This window comes from Actinoplanes sp. NPDC049118, from assembly GCF_040648555.1.
Taxonomy (GTDB): domain Bacteria; phylum Actinomycetota; class Actinomycetes; order Mycobacteriales; family Micromonosporaceae; genus Actinoplanes.
Genome location: NZ_JBEZDY010000002.1, coordinates 391,572 through 407,643, shown reverse-complemented (window position 1 = coordinate 407,643; position 16,072 = coordinate 391,572). Strand labels below are relative to the sequence as shown.

Below are 16,072 nucleotides of genomic sequence, written 5' to 3'. Positions count from 1 at the left end.
CTACCGATCATGCAAGCCGTGCGGGCGACGTTTCTCCAGTCGAACCGGCGGCGCTGGTCCGGCGTCGCCCTTGTCGTCGTGGTCGCGATCCTCGGCTGCGCCGGCTCGTGGATCGCGGCGGGCAACGCCCGCAGCGCAGAGCAGCGCTACGCGGCCCAGCTCATGGACCGCTACACCAGCGACGTCGACCGGGCGATCCAGACCGAGATCCAGCGGTACGACGACACGCTCACCGACCTGTCCATCGCGCTTGGCGCGCAGACCGACCTGACCTCCGAAGACTTCACCTGGATCACCAACAAGGTGAGCAAACGGGGCCTGCCCGGCGCCACCTCGCTCGGGTTCATCGTCGGCACGCACGACAGCGGGGTCGACGCCCTCGAGTCGTTCTGGCGGTGGCGCGGCGAGAAGGGCCTGACGCTGCGGCCCGCACCGACCGGCGGCCAGCACGCCTTCGCGATCATCACCCGTTCCTTCGGCGGCGTGCCGGTCGCGGCCGGCACGGACCTCTCCACGACTCCGGAGGTCGCCGACACCCTGCGCGACTCCAAGCTCTACGGCTTCGCGGTCAGCCGGCCGCACGTACTGCTCGAGGACCGCGCGCTGCCCGCGGCCCAGCAGCAGCCCTCCTTCCTGTTCGCCGTGCCGATCCACCAGATCGGCAGCGGCATCCGCGGCTGGCTCACGATGGGTGTGCACGCCCGCGACCTGCTCACCACGGCGCTGCGCACCCACGTGCACGGCGCCGTGACCGCCGACCTGGACGACCCCGCCGACGGCGTCGAGCAGGCCATCGCCAGCGCCTCCGACGCCGCGGCCCGGGACTACCCCGCGTCGCTCGACCGGGTCGTCCGCGTCACCGCCGGGCTGCGCACCTGGGAGCTCGAGGTGCGGCCGACGGATCGGCTGCTGAAGGAGACCGACCGCGGGATCGTCAGGAACACGTTCGTGGTGGCGATGACGATCACCCTGCTGCTGACCCTGCTGATCGGCCTGCTCGCCGGCGCCCGCAACCGGGCCATGAGCAGGGTCGACGCCGCGACCGCCGCGCTGCGCGGCGACATCGCTCGCCGCCAGGAGATCGAGACGCGGCTGCGCGAGCGGGAGCTCGAACTCGAACAGCTGGCCCTGCACGACTCGCTGACCGGCCTGGCCAACCGGGCCGGGCTGGACGCCGTGCTGGCCGAGGTGGTGGGCGACCGCACGGACATCGCGCTGCTGCTCATCGACCTGGACGACTTCAAGCTGGTCAACGACGCGTACGGGCACGCGGCCGGCGACACGATGCTGGCCGCGTTCGCGCAGCTCCTGCTCGCCGGCGTGCGTACCGACGACGTGGCCGCCCGGATCGGCGGCGACGAGTTCGTCGTCCTGGTCACCGACGTGCCCGACGAGGCGGGCGCGGTGGCGGCCGCGCAGCGCATCCTCGCCACGGCCGCCGCCGCGCCGGTCCGGCTCGGCGACGACACCGTGGCCGTACGGGCCAGCATCGGCGTGGCCACCGGCCGGGACGGCGACACCCCGAAGGAGCTGCTGCGCCGCGCCGACGTCGCGATGTACCAGGCCAAGCACCTGGGCACGCACGGCGTACAGCTGCACGACCCCTCGATGATCGACCGGCGCGCCGCGGACGCCCAGCTCGCCGACGACCTGGCCGGCGCGCTCGACCGCGGCGAGTTGCACGTGCTCTACCAGCCGCTGGTCGACCTCGCGGGCAGCCGCCCGGTCGGCGTCGAGGCGCTGGTCCGCTGGCAGCACCCCCGGCTGGGGATGGTGTCACCGGCGCAGTTCATCCCGATCGCCGAGCGCAGCGGCACGATCACGGGGATCGGCCTGTTCGTGCTCGAGACGGCGTGCCGCCAGGTCGCGAACTGGGACGGCCTCTACGTCAGCGTCAACCTGTCGCCGCGCCAACTACAGGAGCCGACACTGGTCCGCGACGTGCTCGACGTCCTCGCCCGCACCGGCCTGGCGCCGCAACGGCTGGTCCTGGAGATCACCGAGTCCGCGCTGGTCGACGAGAGCGCGGGCATCGCGATGCTGAGCGAGTTCCGCAGCCACGGCATCCGGGTGGCGATCGACGACTTCGGCACCGGCTACTCCTCGCTGCACTACCTGACCCGCCTGCCGGTCGACATCCTCAAGATCGACCGCAGCTTCGTCGCGGAGCTGAACGGCACCCCCGAGGGCTCCGGCATCACCGAGGCGGTGCTGCGGCTCAGCCAGGTCCTGCACCTGACCACGGTCGCCGAGGGCATCGAGACCACCGAGCAGGCGGCGGAGCTGCAGACGCTGGGCTGCGGCATCGGCCAGGGCTACCTGTTCGCCCGGCCGCTGCCGCCGGCGGAACTGCTCGAGATGCTGGTCAGCACCGCGCGGCCGGCCTCGACCGCCAACTGACCCCGCCCGCCACGGCCCGCGGTCAGGACTTCGCCGCCCTCGCCTCGGCCTTCATCTGCTTCTTGTTCGCGCGGACCCGGGCCAGGGACTCGTCATCGACGATGTCCGCCACCGACCGGTACGAGTCCGCCTCGCCGTAGCCGCCGGCCGCCTCGCGCCATCCGGGTGGCTGCACGCCGTACTGCTTGCCGAGCAGCGCGACGAAGATCTGCGCCTTCTGCTTGCCGAAGCCGGGCAGCGCGAAGATCCGCTTGTACAGCTCCGCACCCGTCGGCACGTCCCTCCAGAGGGCGGCCGCTTCCCCGTCGTACCTGTCGACCAGCACCCGGCAGACCTCCTGGACGCGCGCGGCCATGGCCTTCGGGAAGCGATGCAGCGCCGGCGGCTTCGCGAAGATCGCGATCAGCTCGTCGGGGTCGTAGTCGGCGAGCTCCGCCGCCGTCGGCTCGTGCCCGAGACGCTGCGCGAGCACGTACGGCGAGGTGAACGCCTTCTCCATGGTGATCTGCTGATCCAGCGTCAGGCCGACCAGCACCGCCAGCGGGTCGCGGTCGAGCAGAGCGTTGGCCTCAGCGTCGATGGGCAGCGAGAACGTCATGACGCCATCTTGGCAGGTTCCGATATCGTCGGCGGGTGACCGGCACACCGCTCGAGGCCGCGGAGAGAGAGCTCGCGTGCGCGCGCTGATACAGACCGTCAGCCGGGCGAGCGTCACCGTCGACGACGAGGTCGTCGGCAAGATCGAGGACGGGCTGCTGGTGCTGCTCGGCGTCACCCACGACGACACCGTCGCGATCGCCGCGAACCTGGCCCGCAAGGTCCACGAGATGCGCATCCTCGACGGAGACGCCTCGGCCGCCGAAACGGGCGCGCCGCTGCTCGTGGTCAGCCAGTTCACCCTCTACGGAGACGCCCGCAAGGGCCGCCGGCCCACCTGGTCCGCGGCCGCGCCGGCCGAGGGCGCCGAGCCTCTGGTCACGGCCTTCTGCGAGGCGCTGCGCTCACGCGGCGCGACGGTGGAGACCGGGCGGTTCCGGGCCCACATGCTCGTGGAGAGCGTGAACGTGGGCCCGCGAACCGTCTGGCTGGAGACCTAGAAGAAGCCGCGGCGCTGCGCGGACTGCTGCAGCCAGCCGTTGAGCTGCGCGGTCCAGTCGACCTGGTCGACGGTGTGGTAGTCCACGTCGAAGCGGCCGAACGCGTCGTGACCCTCGGTGAACAGGCCGCCGCGCTTGTCGATCTCCAGCACCACCTGCAGGTTGTGCGGGGTCGGGATGAACGTGACCTCGAGCTGGTTGATGCCGCTCGCGTACTGCGCCGGCGGGTAGAACTCGATCTCCTGGTAGAACGGCAGCGTCTGCTGCACGCCGTATACCCGGCCCCGCTCCACATCGGCGCGGCTGAAGCGGAAGCCGAGGCGCAGGAACGCGTCCAGGATCCGCTCCTGGGCCGGCAGGGGGTGCACGGCCACCGCGTCCAGGTCGCTCTTGTCGACCGCCCGGGCCACCTCGAGCTCGGTACGCAGGCCCATCGTCATGCCGTGCAGGTGCTGGCCGTACACCTCGGTGATCGGGGTCTCCCACGGCACGTCGAAGCGGAACGGCACGTCGTGACGGGCGCCGGCGTCCAGCTTGAAGGAGCCGGTCAGCCGCTGCCGGTGGAACTCCTGATCGGTGTTGTACTCGCTGTCGCCGCTCTCGACCTCGACCCGGGTCATCAGCCCGAGCGCGACGTACTCGATGTCGACGGAGTGGTCGCCGCCCATGACGTGCACCTGGCCCTCGAGGTATCCCCCGGGGCGGCAGTTGGGGTTGGCAAGCACTGTTTCCACGGACGGGCCCCCGACGCCCATCGCCTGCATCATGCGCTTGAAGACCACGAAGCTTCCTCCTAGATATGTACCTGCCGCAGATTATCGGCCATCGACAACGCATTCGGAATTACGTCTGCTTCGGTAAATGTCCCACCAATCCGGGCGCCCTGTCGGGTTCACGACCTCAGGGTTCTCCCCGATTCATGCCACCTGGACGCTTGCCTCACCTCCGCTTAACGCGCCTGCCGCCAAGCTAGTGATCACCGGCACGAATGCGGCTGGGAATGCACGACTCGGTGAACGCGGGGAGGGGACTGAAAGGTGGTCCTGCAGATGAAGGCGACGGAGTCCACGGCGGCGGTTGCTGCCGAGAACATCATGACTGACGGTGTCGAGCCCTTGGCGGACTTGGACGCAACCGACGAGCGCGGTGTATCCGCGGACCTCGTACGGGCGTACTTGAACGGCATCGGCCGTACGCGTCTCCTCACCGCAGTCGAGGAGGTGACTCTCTCCAAGCGGATCGAGGCCGGCCTGTACGCGCAGGAGAAGCTCGCCGAGGCGGGCGACGACCTGGCGCCGCTGCTGCAGATCCTCATCACCGAGGGCCGGGCCGCGAAGAACCACCTGCTCGAGGCCAACCTGCGGCTCGTGGTCAGCATCGCGAAGCGCTACACGGGCCGCGGCATGGCCTTCCTGGACCTGATCCAGGAGGGCAACCTGGGCCTGATCCGCGCCGTCGAGAAGTTCGACTACACCAAGGGCTACAAGTTCTCCACGTACGCCACCTGGTGGATCCGCCAGGCCATCACCCGCGCCATGGCCGACCAGGCCCGCACCATCCGCATCCCGGTGCACATGGTCGAGCAGGTCAACCGCATGGTCCGGGCCCGCCGGGACCTCGCCACCACGCTGGGGCGCGAGCCGAGCGTCGCCGAGATCGCCAAGGCCATGGACGTGCCGGAGTTCCAGGTCATCGAGCTCATCTCCTACGACCGCGAGCCGGTCAGCCTGGACCAGGCGGTCGGCGAGGACGGCGAGAGCGCCCTCGGCGACTTCGTCGCGGCGGTCGACCCGCGCGGCGAGCCGGGCGACAGCGTCGGCCGCGGCGAACTGCGCAGCGAGGTCGAGATCGTGCTCGCCACGCTCTCCGAGCGCGAGTCCGCGGTGATCCGGCTCCGCTTCGGCCTGGACGACGGCCGCCAGCGCACCCTCGACGAGGTCGGCCGCGAGTTCGGCCTGAGCCGCGAGCGGATCCGCCAGATCGAGAAGGTGACGATGTCCAAGCTGCGCGACCCGCAGCGGGCGTCCCGCCTGGAGGCATACGCCAGCTGACAATCACCCGTACGCAGAGGCCGGTCGCGACGCGACCGGCCTTCGCCGTGTCACGGCCGGCATCGCTTGCCGACCCGGTGCGGGCTGCGCCAGGATTCGGGTGACGCCGGGCTGCCGCCCGGAGAGACCAGCGGCGCGCGCCACCGGCCGGCCTTCGGCCGGGTCCGGCGCGGCCGCCAACGCGTTCGGCGCCGGGAGGCGAGATGAGAGCCGCCAACCTGCTGCTGCGGTTCGTGCTCGAGTGCTGCGCCCTCGCCGGCCTGGCCTACGCCGGCTGGCAGGCGCCGGGCCCGGTCTGGGTGCGGCTGCTGCTGGCGATCGCGCTGCCGCTGGCGGCCGCCGTCATCTGGGGACAGTGGGTGGCACCGAAGGCCCGCAAACCGGTACCGGACCCGCTGCGGCTCGTGCCCGAGTGGGTGGTCTTCGGCGGTGCGGCGGTCGCGCTCGCGGTGACCGGCCATCCTGTCCTCGCGGCGCTGCTTGCGGTACTCGCCGCGGCGAACCGCCTCGTGCTGCATCTGCTGGGCACCGACACGGGCGGCCAGGCCGCGGTCTGACCAGCCCTGGGTGCGCGCGGCGACCCACCGATCGCCGGCCCTTCCCCACTACGGTCGCCTGACGCTCGAACCCCGGACGTTGCATAAAACGGTGCGCTCCGCACCGAAGCCCTGCAAGGTCCGTCGCGGGGCTTGCGCTGAGTGGTGACCTTTGCCGCTGCTGGCGCTTGCGGCCGCCGAGGCTTGCGCCCGCCGACACTTGCGGCCGCCGACACTTGCGGCCGCCGACACTTGCGCCCGCCGACACTTGCGCCCGCCACCGCCATCGCAGCGAGGCTGGGCGCGCCTAGCCACGGCGGGCCTGGCCCTCGGCGCGCTCACGGCGGCGGTACTCGACGCCAACAGGGATGTGGCGCGACACGAAGGTGAGTTCCGCACCCCGCACCAACGAGGATGCGACGCAACACGAGACCAGTCCCGCACTCAGCACGGGGATGCGCTCGACACGGGGATGCGCTCGACACGGAGGTGAGTTCCGCCGTCAGCCGCCTCGGTGGCGGGGGTCAGCGCATCGAAGCCGCTGGTGGGCTCCGCCTTCGGCGGCCTGGCGCGGCGCGCTGTCCACCTTCAACCCTGCCGGGACTTCGATCCGCGCCAACACGGGTCGACCGGCGACGGACCGGGGCGGGGCCGGTGACGAGGTCAGGCTCGGGCTCAGGCGCTTTGGAGGCGGCGGGGGCCGGTGTCCGGGCGGGTGCCGGCCTCGCCCGGCTCGGGCTCAGGCGCTTTGGAGGCGGCGGGGGCCCGTGTCCGGGCGGGTGCCGGCCTCGCCCATTTCGACCGAGGCGTGCAGGACCGTGATGCCGTCGGGGCGGGCCAGGACCGGTTTCAGGGACAGGGCGCGGACGCGGGGGTGTTCGTCCGCGAGGCGGCCCACGCGGAGCAGGAGGTCGATCAGGGCCTCGCGGTCGACCGGCTTCGAGCCGCGGTAGCCGTGCAGCAGCGGCGCCGCCCGGGGCTCGTCGACCAGGGCCGCGGCGGCACGGTCGGTGAGGGGGGCCGCACGCCAGGCGAGGTCGCCCAGCAGCTCGCTGGCGACGCCGCTCAGGCCGAAGCCGATCACCGGGCCGAACGCCGGGTCCTCGACGACCTCGATCGTGCAGGCGACGCCCGCCGGGACCATCGACTGGACCAGCAGGTGCGGGCCGAAGGCCGCCTCGAGCTCCCGGTGGGCCGCCCGGACGTCGTCCTCGTCGGCGAGGGCCAGGCGGACCGCGCCGAGGTCGAGGCGGTGCCGCAGCGTCCCGCCGGCCGCCTTGAGGGCCACGGGATAGCCGAGCTCGGCGGCGGCGGCCAGCGCCTCCTCGAGGGACGTGGCGGAGCTCGACGGCTCGACCCTGATGCCGTACGCCGCGAGCAGCTCGGACGGCGGGCCCTGTAGCTCGTGCGCCGACGGGTCCACTCCGGACAGCGGCGGGAGCACGCCCGGGGGGTGGCGTAGCCAGTCCGCGTAGCCGACGACGCGACCGAGGGCCCGGACCGCCTCCTCCACCGACGGGTACGCCGGGACCCGGGGCGGCAGCCGGCCAAGCAGGAAGGTCGCCACGGTCGGCTTCTCCCCCGCCAGCGCCACGCTGCCTAGCGCCGCGGCGAAGTCGGCGTCCTCGTCCGGGAGCTGGCCGGGCAGCGGCGGCGCGAAGACCACGACCAGCGCGTCGACCCGGTCGTCGACGGCGGCGTCGGCCAGGGCGTCGGCGAACTCGTGCGCACCCGCCTGGGGGCTGATGTCACACGGGTAGCCCTCGGCGATGGTCAGGCCGGTGGCGTGGCAGGCGGCAACGGCCAGGCCGGACAGCGCCGACGAGTTGCCGACGATCGCCACCCGCCGGCCGGTCGGCAGCGGCTGGTGTGCCAGGAGGATCCCCACGTCGAAGAGCTCGGCCACGGTGTCGACGCGGATGACGCCGGAGCGCGCGAACAGGGCCGTCACCGCATGCGTGTCCGGGCCGGGCAGGTCGCCGGCGAGCCCCGCCGGGCGGCTCGCCGAGGCGACCGCGACGACGGGCTTGACCCGGCTCATCCGGCGGGCGAGCCGGGCGAACTTGCGCGGGTTGCCGAACGTCTCCAGGTAGAGCAGGACCGCGTCGGTGCCGGGGTCGTCCTGCCAGTACTGCAGGAGGTCGTTGCCCGAGACGTCCGCGCGGTTGCCGGCCGACACGAAGCTGGACAGCCCGAGGCCGCGCCGGTCCGCCTCGGTCAGCAGGGCGACGCCGAGCGCGCCGGACTGGCTGAAGAAGCCCACCCGGCCCCCCGCCGGCAGGGTCGGCGCGAGCGTGGCGTTCAGCCGCACGGCGGGGTCGGTGTTGGCGATTCCCAGACAGTTCGGGCCGACCACGCGCAGGCCCGCCGCGTGGGCCGCGTCGATGAGCGCGCGCTGCGCGAGCATGCCCTCCGCGCCGGCCTCGGCGAAGCCGGCGGAGACGACGACGAGACCACCCGCGCCCGCCGCGCCCGCATCGGCCACCGCGTCGGCGACGCCCTCCGGCGGCACGGCGATGATTGCCAGATCGACCGGGGCGCCGGCCGCGGCCGCGGAGCGGTGTGCCGGCAGCCCCGCCACCCGGTCCGCGCTGCGGTGCACCGGGACGATGTCGCCGGTGTAGCCGCCGTCGCGCAGGTGGCCCAGCATCGCCGCGCCGATGCCCTGGCCGCTGGCGCTCGCGCCGTAGACGGCGACGGCGCGCGGGTGCAGCAGGCGTGCGATGGATTTCGCCTCGGTGCGCTGCTCGCGGCCCTCCTGCACCTCGCGGGACTTCTCCGTCGGGGCGATCGGGAACTCGAGGTGCACGACGCCGTCCGCGTACTTGCGCTGGACCTGGTAACCGAAGTCGCTGAAGACGCGGAGCATCCCGCTGTTCTGCGGCAGGACCTCGGCGACGAAGCGGGAGATGCCGCACTCCTGCGCCGCGTCGGCGAGGTGCTCGAGCAGCACGGAACCGATGCCGCGCCCCTGGTGCGCGTCCTCGACGACGAAGGCGACCTCGGCCTCGGGCGAATCCGGGCCGAGGCGCTCGTAGCGGCCGACCCCCATGATGCGCTGGCCGCTGACGATGACGAACGCCTCGCGGTCGTGGTGGTCGACGTTGACGAAGCGGGCGAGGTCGCGCTCCGGAATGCGTGGATACGGCGAGAAGTAGCGCAGGTAGCGGGTCCGGTCGCTCATCCGGGAGTGGAACTCCACGATGGCCGGTGCGTCGTCGGGGTGTATCGGACGCAGGTGCACGGCGCTGCCGTCGGAGAGCAGCACGTCGGCCTCTCTGGTCACCGCTGTCCCCTCTCAGTCCCTGGCATCGTGCGGGTCCAGCCCGTGCAGCGGGAAGACCGCCATCCGGGTCGCCAGGATGGCCTTGTCGACCGGGTCCGGCGCGGTGCCCGGCTCCCAGCGCTCCACCGGCGGCTCGATGCCGTCGGTCAGGGTCGTCGGGATCTCGGTGCCGGGACGGCGTTCGGCGGCGAGCCTGCGCCAGGCCGGCGGTGTCTGTGTGCCGGGATCGAGCGGCGCGCCGGTGGCCACCGCCAGCAGGTGGGTCCAGGCCCGGGGCACGACCTCGACCAGCGCGTATCCGCCGCCGCCGGTCGCCACCCAGCGGCCGCCGCAGAGCTCGTCGGCGAGCCCGCGCAGCGCGATGTAGGCGGCGCGCTGCCCGTCGACGGAGAGCCGCAGGTCGGCGAGGGGGTCGAGGCGATGGGCGTCGGCGCCGCACTGGGTGACGAGAATCTGCGGCGAGAAGGCCCGAAGCACCGACGGCACGATCGCGTGGAACGCGCGCAACCAGCCCCCGTCGCCGGTGCCGGGCGGAAGCGCGACGTTGACCGAGGAGCCCTCGGCGCCGGCGCCGCCGCACTCCTCCGGAAAGCCCGTGCCGGGGAACAGCGTGAGCGGCGACTCGTGCAGGCTGACGGTCAGCACCCGGGGGTCGTCGTAGAAGGCGGCCTGCACGCCGTCGCCGTGATGTACGTCGATATCGACATAGGCCACCCGCTCGGCGCCCAGGTCGAGCAGGCGCGCGATCGCGACCGCCGGGTCGTTGTAGACGCAGAAGCCGGAGGCGCGGGCCGCCATCGCGTGATGCAGCCCACCCGACACGTTGACGGCGCGGACGGCGGCGCCGCTCCACACCGCCTCGGCCGCGGCCAGCGTGGCGCCGCAGATCCGGGCGCTGGCCTCGTGCATCCCGTCGAAGACGGGGTTGTCCTCGGTGTTGAGGCCCCAGCCGCGGAAGAAGGGGTCCTGCGGCGCCAGCCGGACCGCCTGCAGGTAGTCGGCCCGGTGCACGCGGGTCAGCGCCGCGTCGTCGGCCGGCTCCGGCACCACCAGGCGCACCCCGGGCCGGTCGAGAACGCCGAGCTCGCGGGCCAACGCCATGGTCAGCTCGACGCGCACGGGGTTCATCGGGTGATCGCCCATGTCGTAAGAGAGCAGGGCCTTGTCCCACACCACCGCCGTCGACTCAGCCATGACGGTCATGCTGCCATGGTGGGCCGACATTTTCGGCCGGGTGCCGTTCCCGCCCCTTGCACCTACCGGGCGCCGGTCCCCCGGGTCCGGTAGGGTCACCTGACCCACCTCGTCGGCACGAAGTCAACCCCCGGCTGCGAGGTAATATCGCTGCTGGGAGGGCCGCATTGTGAATGATCTCGTCGACACCACCGAGATGTACCTGCGCACGATCCTTGAGCTCGAGGAAGAGGGCGTTCCGCCCCTGCGCGCGCGCATCGCCGAACGACTGCACCAGAGCGGCCCCACCGTCAGCCAGACCGTCGCCCGGATGGAACGTGACGGGCTTCTCACGGTCGAGAACGACCGGCACCTGCTGCTCACCGAGGAGGGGCGGGTGGCCGCCGTCGCGGTCATGCGCAAGCACCGGCTCGCCGAGCTGCTGCTGGTCAACGTCATCGGCATGCCCTACGAGGAGGCGCACGAGGAGGCCTGCCGGTGGGAGCACGTGATGAGCGACTCGGTCGAGCGCAAGGTCTACGAGCTACTCAACAGGCCGACCCGATCGCCCTACGGCAACCCGATTCCCGGCCTCGAGGTGCTCGGCCTGCCCACGGAGGAGCCGGTCAACACCAGCTCCACTGTGATCAATTCGGGTGAGCGCAACCTCGCGTTCCCCGGCCTGAGCGGCAGTGTGGTCGTCCGGCGGATCTGCGAGAGCGTGCAGACCAACTCGGGCGTGCTGCGGCAGCTGCATGCGGCGGGCATCGACCCGGGCGCGACCGTCACCGTGGCGCAGGAGCGCGACGGCGTGACGATCGACCGCTCCGGCGACAAGATCCGGCTGCCGCGCGAGGTCGCGTCGCGGGTGTTCGTCGACGCCCGCTGAGCCAACCCGCGGCGGAAACCCTCGCGGGTTCGCCACCTGACCCCCCGGCGCGGGTCAGCCCTTGGTGGTGTCCATGGCCTTGGCGAGGGCGAGCAGCTTCGGCGACAGCCGGCTGACCTCGTCGCCGCCGGCGCCCTTGGCGAAGGTGAAGCGCAGCGTCTGAAGCTGGGCGGCCTCGCTGAGCCAGCCGATCTCCACCGTCGGGCCGTGGCCGCCGGACGCCTTGGAGACGAGCCGGTAGCCGACCTTGCCGAGGCCCTTGAGCTTCGTGGCCTTCGCCGGGGTCAGCTCCTCGGAGAACAGTTCCGCGTCGGCCTTGGTGCTCTCCACGACGGAGAGTGCGAGATAGGGCCACTCCTCGCGCTCCGTCTGCACCACGCAGGTGGAGGTGTCGTCGACCTGGTCGGCGGCGGCGACGCTGAACCGCACGCCGATCTTCTCCTCGATGAACGCGTAGTCCCAGAGGATGCAGGCTCCGCCGGCCGAGGCCGCGGGCTGCTGCACGATCTGCACCGGAGGCAGGCCGGCCGCTTCGCCCCGGTTGTCGGAGCAGCCCGCAACGGCGAGCAGCGCCACGGCGGCGCCGAGGGCGAAGAGACGCGAACCCACGAGTTTCCTCCAGATAATTCGGGGCACACCGTACTTCGCGCGGGGGCGACGGCGAAAGTCCGACTCAGACACCATCGACGTACGGACAGTGACGACAACCACGACCGCAGCAGGTGCCGCGCCGGGCCAGGAATCCGGCGGTGAGCACGAACAGCCCGCTGTCCGGATCGAGGTAGCCGGCCTGGCCCGCGGCGAGCGCGGCGGCATGGGCGGCGAGGATCTCGGCACGACGTGGGTGGTCGAGGGAGAGACGACTCGGATGCGGCTCGGTGAGGGCGCGCGGCGCCGGCTGATCCACCACCGGAGCGTAGCGACTTGACAGTCAGCGTCAAGCAGCGCGACGATGATCTGGTGCCGTCGAAGAACGCCCTGGTCGAGCAGATCGTCCAGCTTCTCGACATCCGCCTGCTGGACCCGCTCGAGGTCCTGCTGGAGGGCGACGACGCGGTCGAGGCGCTGCGCCGGCTGGTCCGGATCCGCGCCGGCGGGTGGGCCGGGCAGATGCTCGACGGCGACGACGCCACCGCGGCCGGCGCGGCGATCCGGCTGATCGCCACGCTCTACCCGGAGGACCGGGCCTTCGACCCGCCGGTGCAGTGGTGGCGCACGCCGCTCGGCGCGGTGGTCGCCCGCCGGGTCGGCCACCCGGCCGCCGAGTCGGTCTCGTACGCGACCGCGGGCGCGATGCTCGGCATCACCCGCCAGGGGGTGCACGACCTGGTCCGGCGCGGGCGGCTGCCCCGTCACCCGGACGGGGGCGTGCCATCGTCGGCGATCCGCGACCGCCTCCGAGGACGGCCCGAATGATCCGCACCGCCCCGCACCACCCGGGCCGACCGGCCACCACCGCCGGCCGGCACACCAGCACAGGCCGACCTGCCACCACCGCCAGCAGGCACACCAGCACAGGCCGACCTACCACGACCCGCCCGCCCGCCGGCACAGACCGACCCACCACGACCCGCCCGCCCGCCGGCACAGACCGACCCACCACGACCCGCCCGCCCGCCGGCACAGACCGACCCACCACGACCCGCCCGCCCGCTGGCACAGACCGACCTGCCACGACCCGTCCGCCCACCACGACCCGCCGGCCCGCCGACACCCGCCGGCCCGCGCGGCCGGACGGGGCGGGCCGCCCGATCCCCGCCGACCGATCCGTCGGGCCGCGACCCGCTCCGGCGCGGCCCGGGCTCATCGGAACGATCCGGTCGGCGCTACCGCTTGGAGAGATGCTGTGATCAACGATCGACTGGTCGATGCCGGAGAGCTGCCCATCGCCGTCCGGGACTTCGGGGGCGAGCAGCCTCCGCTGCTGCTCCTGCACGGCGCCGGTGGGAACCTCTCCATGATGACCACGCTGGCCCGGGCGCTGCGGCCGCGGCACCGGGTCATCACCATGGATCTGCGCGGGCACGGCCGCTCCGGCGACGGCGCCTGGTCCTGGGATGCCGCGCTCGGCGACATCGCCGCGGTGACCGTACAGCTGGAGTTGAGCCGGCCCTCGGTGGTCGGGCACTCCCTCGGCGGGATGCTCGCCACGCTCTGGGGTCAGCGGCACCCCGAGTCGCCGGGCGTGGTCAGCCTCGACGGCAATCCGCCGCCCAGCCGGCCCGGCCAGCTGCCCGGCCTCGAACCGGGGGTGGCGGCGGCCGAGCTGGCCCGGCTGACGACGGTGCTCGACACGCTGCACGCCGGGATGGGGCGCACGATCCCGGCCGAGGAACTGCCCGACCTGGTCGAGCGGCAGCAGATGGCGGCCCGGGACATGGGCGCCAACGAGAAGGTGTGGATCGAGGGCTTCCGGCGCAACCTGGCGCACAAGGACGGCGAGACGACCATGCGGCCGTCCGCCGAGACCGCGGGCGAGCTGCGTACGCTGATTACGGGTCTTGATCTTGAGCCCGTCTACGCCGCGACGCCGACGCCGACGCTCGCCGTGCTCGCGACCCGTGACCTGCCGGAGCAGGAGCCGTTCGCGGACCTGTACGCGGCGCACCGCCGCTTCCTGCTCGAGCAGGCGGCGGCCGGCGCGAAGGCGAATCCGCGGATGCGCTACCTGCAACTCGAGGACGCCTCGCACGCCATGGTGATCGAGCAGCCCGAGCTCCTGGCGTCGCTGATCGGTGACTTCCTCACCGGCGGCCACTGACCGGCGCGTGGATCAGGGCGTGGCGACCGGCTCGTCCTCGACGGCCCTGCCGAGCGGGAGCGGCCGGGCCGCGCCCGAGGCCGCCAGTCCGAGTCCGATCGCCACCAGCACGACCAGCAGCGCCCGCAGCACCCCGAAGTGCTCTGCCAGGAGGCCAATCAGCGGCGGGCCGGCGAGGAAGGCGCCGTAGCCGATCGAGCCCGCCACCGACACCCGGATCGCCGCGCGGAGCGGGTCGTCCGCCGCCGCGCTCATGCCGATCGGGAAGCCCAGCGAGGCGCCCGCGCCCCACAGCAGCGCCCCGACCAGGACCGCCGGGACGCCGATGCCGGAGACCGCCAGCAGCAGGCCGAGCAGCGCCGACACCGCCGTGGCGCGCAGCACCGCCACGCGGCCCCAGCGCTCGATCGCGGGGCCGCCGAAGAAGCGGCCCAGGGTCATCGCCGACACGAAGAAGCCGAAGCCGATGGCGCCGACCGTCTCGGTCGCCTGGTAGCCGTCGACCAGGCCGATCGCCAGCCAGTCGTTCGCCGCGCCCTCCGTGAAGCCGAAGCCCAGCATGATCACGCCGATCAGCAGGGTCCGTGGCTCGCGCCAGGCGTCGCGGACCCGGCCGGCCGAGCGCTGTTCCGCCGTCACCGGGGTGTGCGGCAGGAAGCGGCGGACCGTCAGGGTCATCACGATCGCGGACAGGACCGCCATGAGGAAGAGCTGCGTCGACAGCTCGACGCCGGTCGCCGCGGCGGCCGCGCTGACGGCCGCGCCGCCCACGGTGCCGATGCTGAAGCCGGCATGGAAGCGGGGCATGAGGGTACGGCCGAGGCGACGCTCGACGTCCGCGCCCTCGACGTTCATCGCCACGTCCCACGTGCTGTTGCCCACGCCGAGCAGCACCAGGCCGAGGCCCGCGAGCGGCACCGAGCCGAGCAGGGTGCCACTGGCCAGGCCGAGCAGGCCCAGAACCACGGACATGCTGCCGAGCAGGACCGCGCGGGCCGGGCCGAAGCGTTGCACCAGCGGGCCGGCCAGCGGGATCGCCGCGATGGCCGCGCCGGAGAGGAAGAGCAGCAGCAGACCGAGCCCGGCCGAGCTCAGTCCCAGGTCGTCGCGGACGGCTGGGACCCTCGCGAACCAGCCCGCGAACGCGAGGCCGTTGGTGGCGAACGTGATGCCGACGGCGACCTTGGCGGCCTCGAGGCGGGGTCGGTCCAGGTCAGCGTCGGTCACGCCCCCGAACTTAACCGTTAAAGTGCCGAACCGTAAGGCTGTCGATCAGTGACGAGGCTCCCCCTTCGGGGGCGCTCGCGGGCTGTTCGACGACCGCACCGGATCGCGGAGGGCGAGATCCGGCGACGGTTCGGCAGATCGGCGCACCGACGCCCTGCACCGAACTCGACGTTCGCGTCCTGATCGGGCACGTGCCGCAGCGGGGACCGGCCCGGGCGCAAGCCGCCGCAGCTCGGACGGTCAGGCGCCGCCGGGCAGCGACATACCGGAGCGGCTGGAACGCCAGATCGACCAGCTCGTCGCGGCGCCGCCGCCTGGGAGGGCACGACCGAGATGGGCGGCCCGCAGGAGCTGCCCGACCAGCGCGTCGCGACGCCAGCCGCCTGAGAGGGCATGACCGCGATGGGCGGCCCGCAGGAGCTGCCCGACCAGCGCGTCGCGACGCCAGCCGCCTGAGAGGGCATGACCGCGATGGGCGGGCCGCAGGAGCTGCCCGACCAGCGCGTCGCGACGCCAGCCGCCTGAGAGGGCATGACCGCGATGGGCGGGCCGCAGGAGCTGCCCGCGCGGATGTTCGGGACGATGGCGGTCGGCGAGATCGTGGTGCACGGGTGGGACCTGGTGGGACGCGGCCGGTGCTACCGGACCCGGC

At 72.9% G+C, this 16,072-nt stretch carries 15 protein-coding genes; 7 read left to right on the top strand and 8 right to left on the bottom strand.

What is annotated here, in order from left to right; all coding sequences use genetic code 11:
- Positions 1–9 precede the first annotated feature (9 nt).
- A complete protein-coding gene (locus tag AB0B58_RS04365; protein ID WP_360217237.1) occupies positions 10–2,400 on the top strand; it encodes a bifunctional diguanylate cyclase/phosphodiesterase in 2,391 nt (796 codons plus the stop codon).
- Positions 2,401–2,422: 22 nt separating this feature from the next.
- Here AB0B58_RS04365 and AB0B58_RS04360 read toward each other — a convergent pair whose 3' ends face one another.
- Entirely contained in the window at positions 2,423–2,998 is a 576-nt protein-coding gene (locus tag AB0B58_RS04360) for an HhH-GPD-type base excision DNA repair protein (protein ID WP_360217234.1), read from the bottom strand.
- A gap of 76 nt (positions 2,999–3,074) precedes the next feature.
- On the opposite strand from AB0B58_RS04360, the gene dtd reads away from it, so the two are divergent.
- Positions 3,075–3,497: a D-aminoacyl-tRNA deacylase gene (dtd, locus tag AB0B58_RS04355; protein WP_360217231.1), complete on the top strand. Its 423-nt coding sequence runs from the start codon at positions 3,075–3,077 to the stop codon at positions 3,495–3,497.
- On the opposite strand, the gene AB0B58_RS04350 is transcribed toward dtd, so the two are convergent.
- A complete protein-coding gene (locus tag AB0B58_RS04350) occupies positions 3,494–4,279 on the bottom strand; it encodes a sporulation protein (protein WP_360217228.1) in 786 nt (261 codons plus the stop codon). The two genes, dtd and AB0B58_RS04350, sit on opposite strands and share 4 nt — an antisense overlap.
- Before the next feature lie 312 nt (positions 4,280–4,591).
- Between AB0B58_RS04350 and sigB the strand changes: the two genes are divergently transcribed.
- On the top strand, positions 4,592–5,548 hold the full coding sequence (gene sigB / locus AB0B58_RS04345; protein ID WP_360217514.1) for an RNA polymerase sigma factor SigB: 957 nt from the start codon (positions 4,592–4,594) through the stop codon (positions 5,546–5,548).
- A 203-nt stretch (positions 5,549–5,751) separates the two neighbouring features.
- The gene (locus tag AB0B58_RS04340; RefSeq protein ID WP_360217225.1) at positions 5,752–6,105 is read left to right on the top strand and encodes a YrdB family protein; all 354 of its coding nucleotides are present in this window, start codon (positions 5,752–5,754) and stop codon (positions 6,103–6,105) included.
- Positions 6,106–6,823: 718 nt separating this feature from the next.
- Here AB0B58_RS04340 and AB0B58_RS04335 read toward each other — a convergent pair.
- A complete protein-coding gene (locus AB0B58_RS04335; protein ID WP_360217222.1) occupies positions 6,824–9,370 on the bottom strand; it encodes a GNAT family N-acetyltransferase in 2,547 nt (848 codons plus the stop codon).
- A 12-nt stretch (positions 9,371–9,382) separates the two neighbouring features.
- Positions 9,383–10,564: an acetoin utilization protein AcuC gene (locus tag AB0B58_RS04330; RefSeq protein ID WP_360217511.1), complete on the bottom strand. Its 1,182-nt coding sequence runs from the start codon at positions 10,562–10,564 to the stop codon at positions 9,383–9,385.
- A 166-nt stretch (positions 10,565–10,730) separates the two neighbouring features.
- Between AB0B58_RS04330 and AB0B58_RS04325 the strand changes: the two genes are divergently transcribed.
- A complete protein-coding gene (locus AB0B58_RS04325) occupies positions 10,731–11,432 on the top strand; it encodes a metal-dependent transcriptional regulator (protein ID WP_360217509.1) in 702 nt (233 codons plus the stop codon).
- Positions 11,433–11,486: 54 nt separating this feature from the next.
- Here AB0B58_RS04325 and AB0B58_RS04320 read toward each other — a convergent pair whose 3' ends face one another.
- Both AB0B58_RS04320 and AB0B58_RS04315 read right to left on the bottom strand, forming a co-directional pair.
- Entirely contained in the window at positions 11,487–12,041 is a 555-nt protein-coding gene (locus AB0B58_RS04320; RefSeq protein WP_360217219.1) for a hypothetical protein, read from the bottom strand.
- A gap of 64 nt (positions 12,042–12,105) precedes the next feature.
- Positions 12,106–12,342: a DUF5522 domain-containing protein gene (locus AB0B58_RS04315; RefSeq protein WP_360217216.1), complete on the bottom strand. Its 237-nt coding sequence runs from the start codon at positions 12,340–12,342 to the stop codon at positions 12,106–12,108.
- Positions 12,343–12,356: 14 nt separating this feature from the next.
- Here AB0B58_RS04315 and AB0B58_RS04310 point away from each other — a divergent pair, with 14 nt between their 5' ends.
- Positions 12,357–12,848, top strand: coding sequence for a hypothetical protein (locus tag AB0B58_RS04310; protein ID WP_360217213.1), 492 nt, complete (start codon positions 12,357–12,359; stop codon positions 12,846–12,848).
- A gap of 430 nt (positions 12,849–13,278) precedes the next feature.
- On the top strand, positions 13,279–14,193 hold the full coding sequence (locus tag AB0B58_RS04305; protein WP_360217210.1) for an alpha/beta hydrolase: 915 nt from the start codon (positions 13,279–13,281) through the stop codon (positions 14,191–14,193).
- Positions 14,194–14,205: 12 nt separating this feature from the next.
- On the opposite strand, the gene AB0B58_RS04300 is transcribed toward AB0B58_RS04305, so the two are convergent.
- Together AB0B58_RS04300 and AB0B58_RS04295 are read right to left on the bottom strand one after the other, a co-directional pair.
- Positions 14,206–15,420, bottom strand: a complete 1,215-nt coding sequence (locus tag AB0B58_RS04300; protein ID WP_360217207.1) for an MFS transporter — start codon at positions 15,418–15,420, stop codon at positions 14,206–14,208.
- Positions 15,421–15,660: 240 nt separating this feature from the next.
- Complete coding sequence (locus tag AB0B58_RS04295) at positions 15,661–16,029, bottom strand: hypothetical protein (RefSeq protein ID WP_360217204.1); 369 nt, start codon at positions 16,027–16,029, stop codon at positions 15,661–15,663.
- Between the last annotated feature and the right edge of the window lie 43 nt (positions 16,030–16,072).

Bases quoted from the DNA above. Each gene is read 5' to 3' on its own strand.
- AB0B58_RS04330 (WP_360217511.1), bottom strand. From the start codon at position 10,564: ATGGCTGAGTCGACGGCGGTGGTGTGGGACAAGGCCCTGCTCTCTTAC.
- sigB (WP_360217514.1), top strand. From the start codon at position 4,592: ATGACTGACGGTGTCGAGCCCTTGGCGGACTTGGACGCAACCGACGAG.
- AB0B58_RS04340 (WP_360217225.1), top strand. From the start codon at position 5,752: ATGAGAGCCGCCAACCTGCTGCTGCGGTTCGTGCTCGAGTGCTGCGCC.
- AB0B58_RS04365 (WP_360217237.1), top strand. From the start codon at position 10: ATGCAAGCCGTGCGGGCGACGTTTCTCCAGTCGAACCGGCGGCGCTGG.
- AB0B58_RS04360 (WP_360217234.1), bottom strand. From the start codon at position 2,998: ATGACGTTCTCGCTGCCCATCGACGCTGAGGCCAACGCTCTGCTCGAC.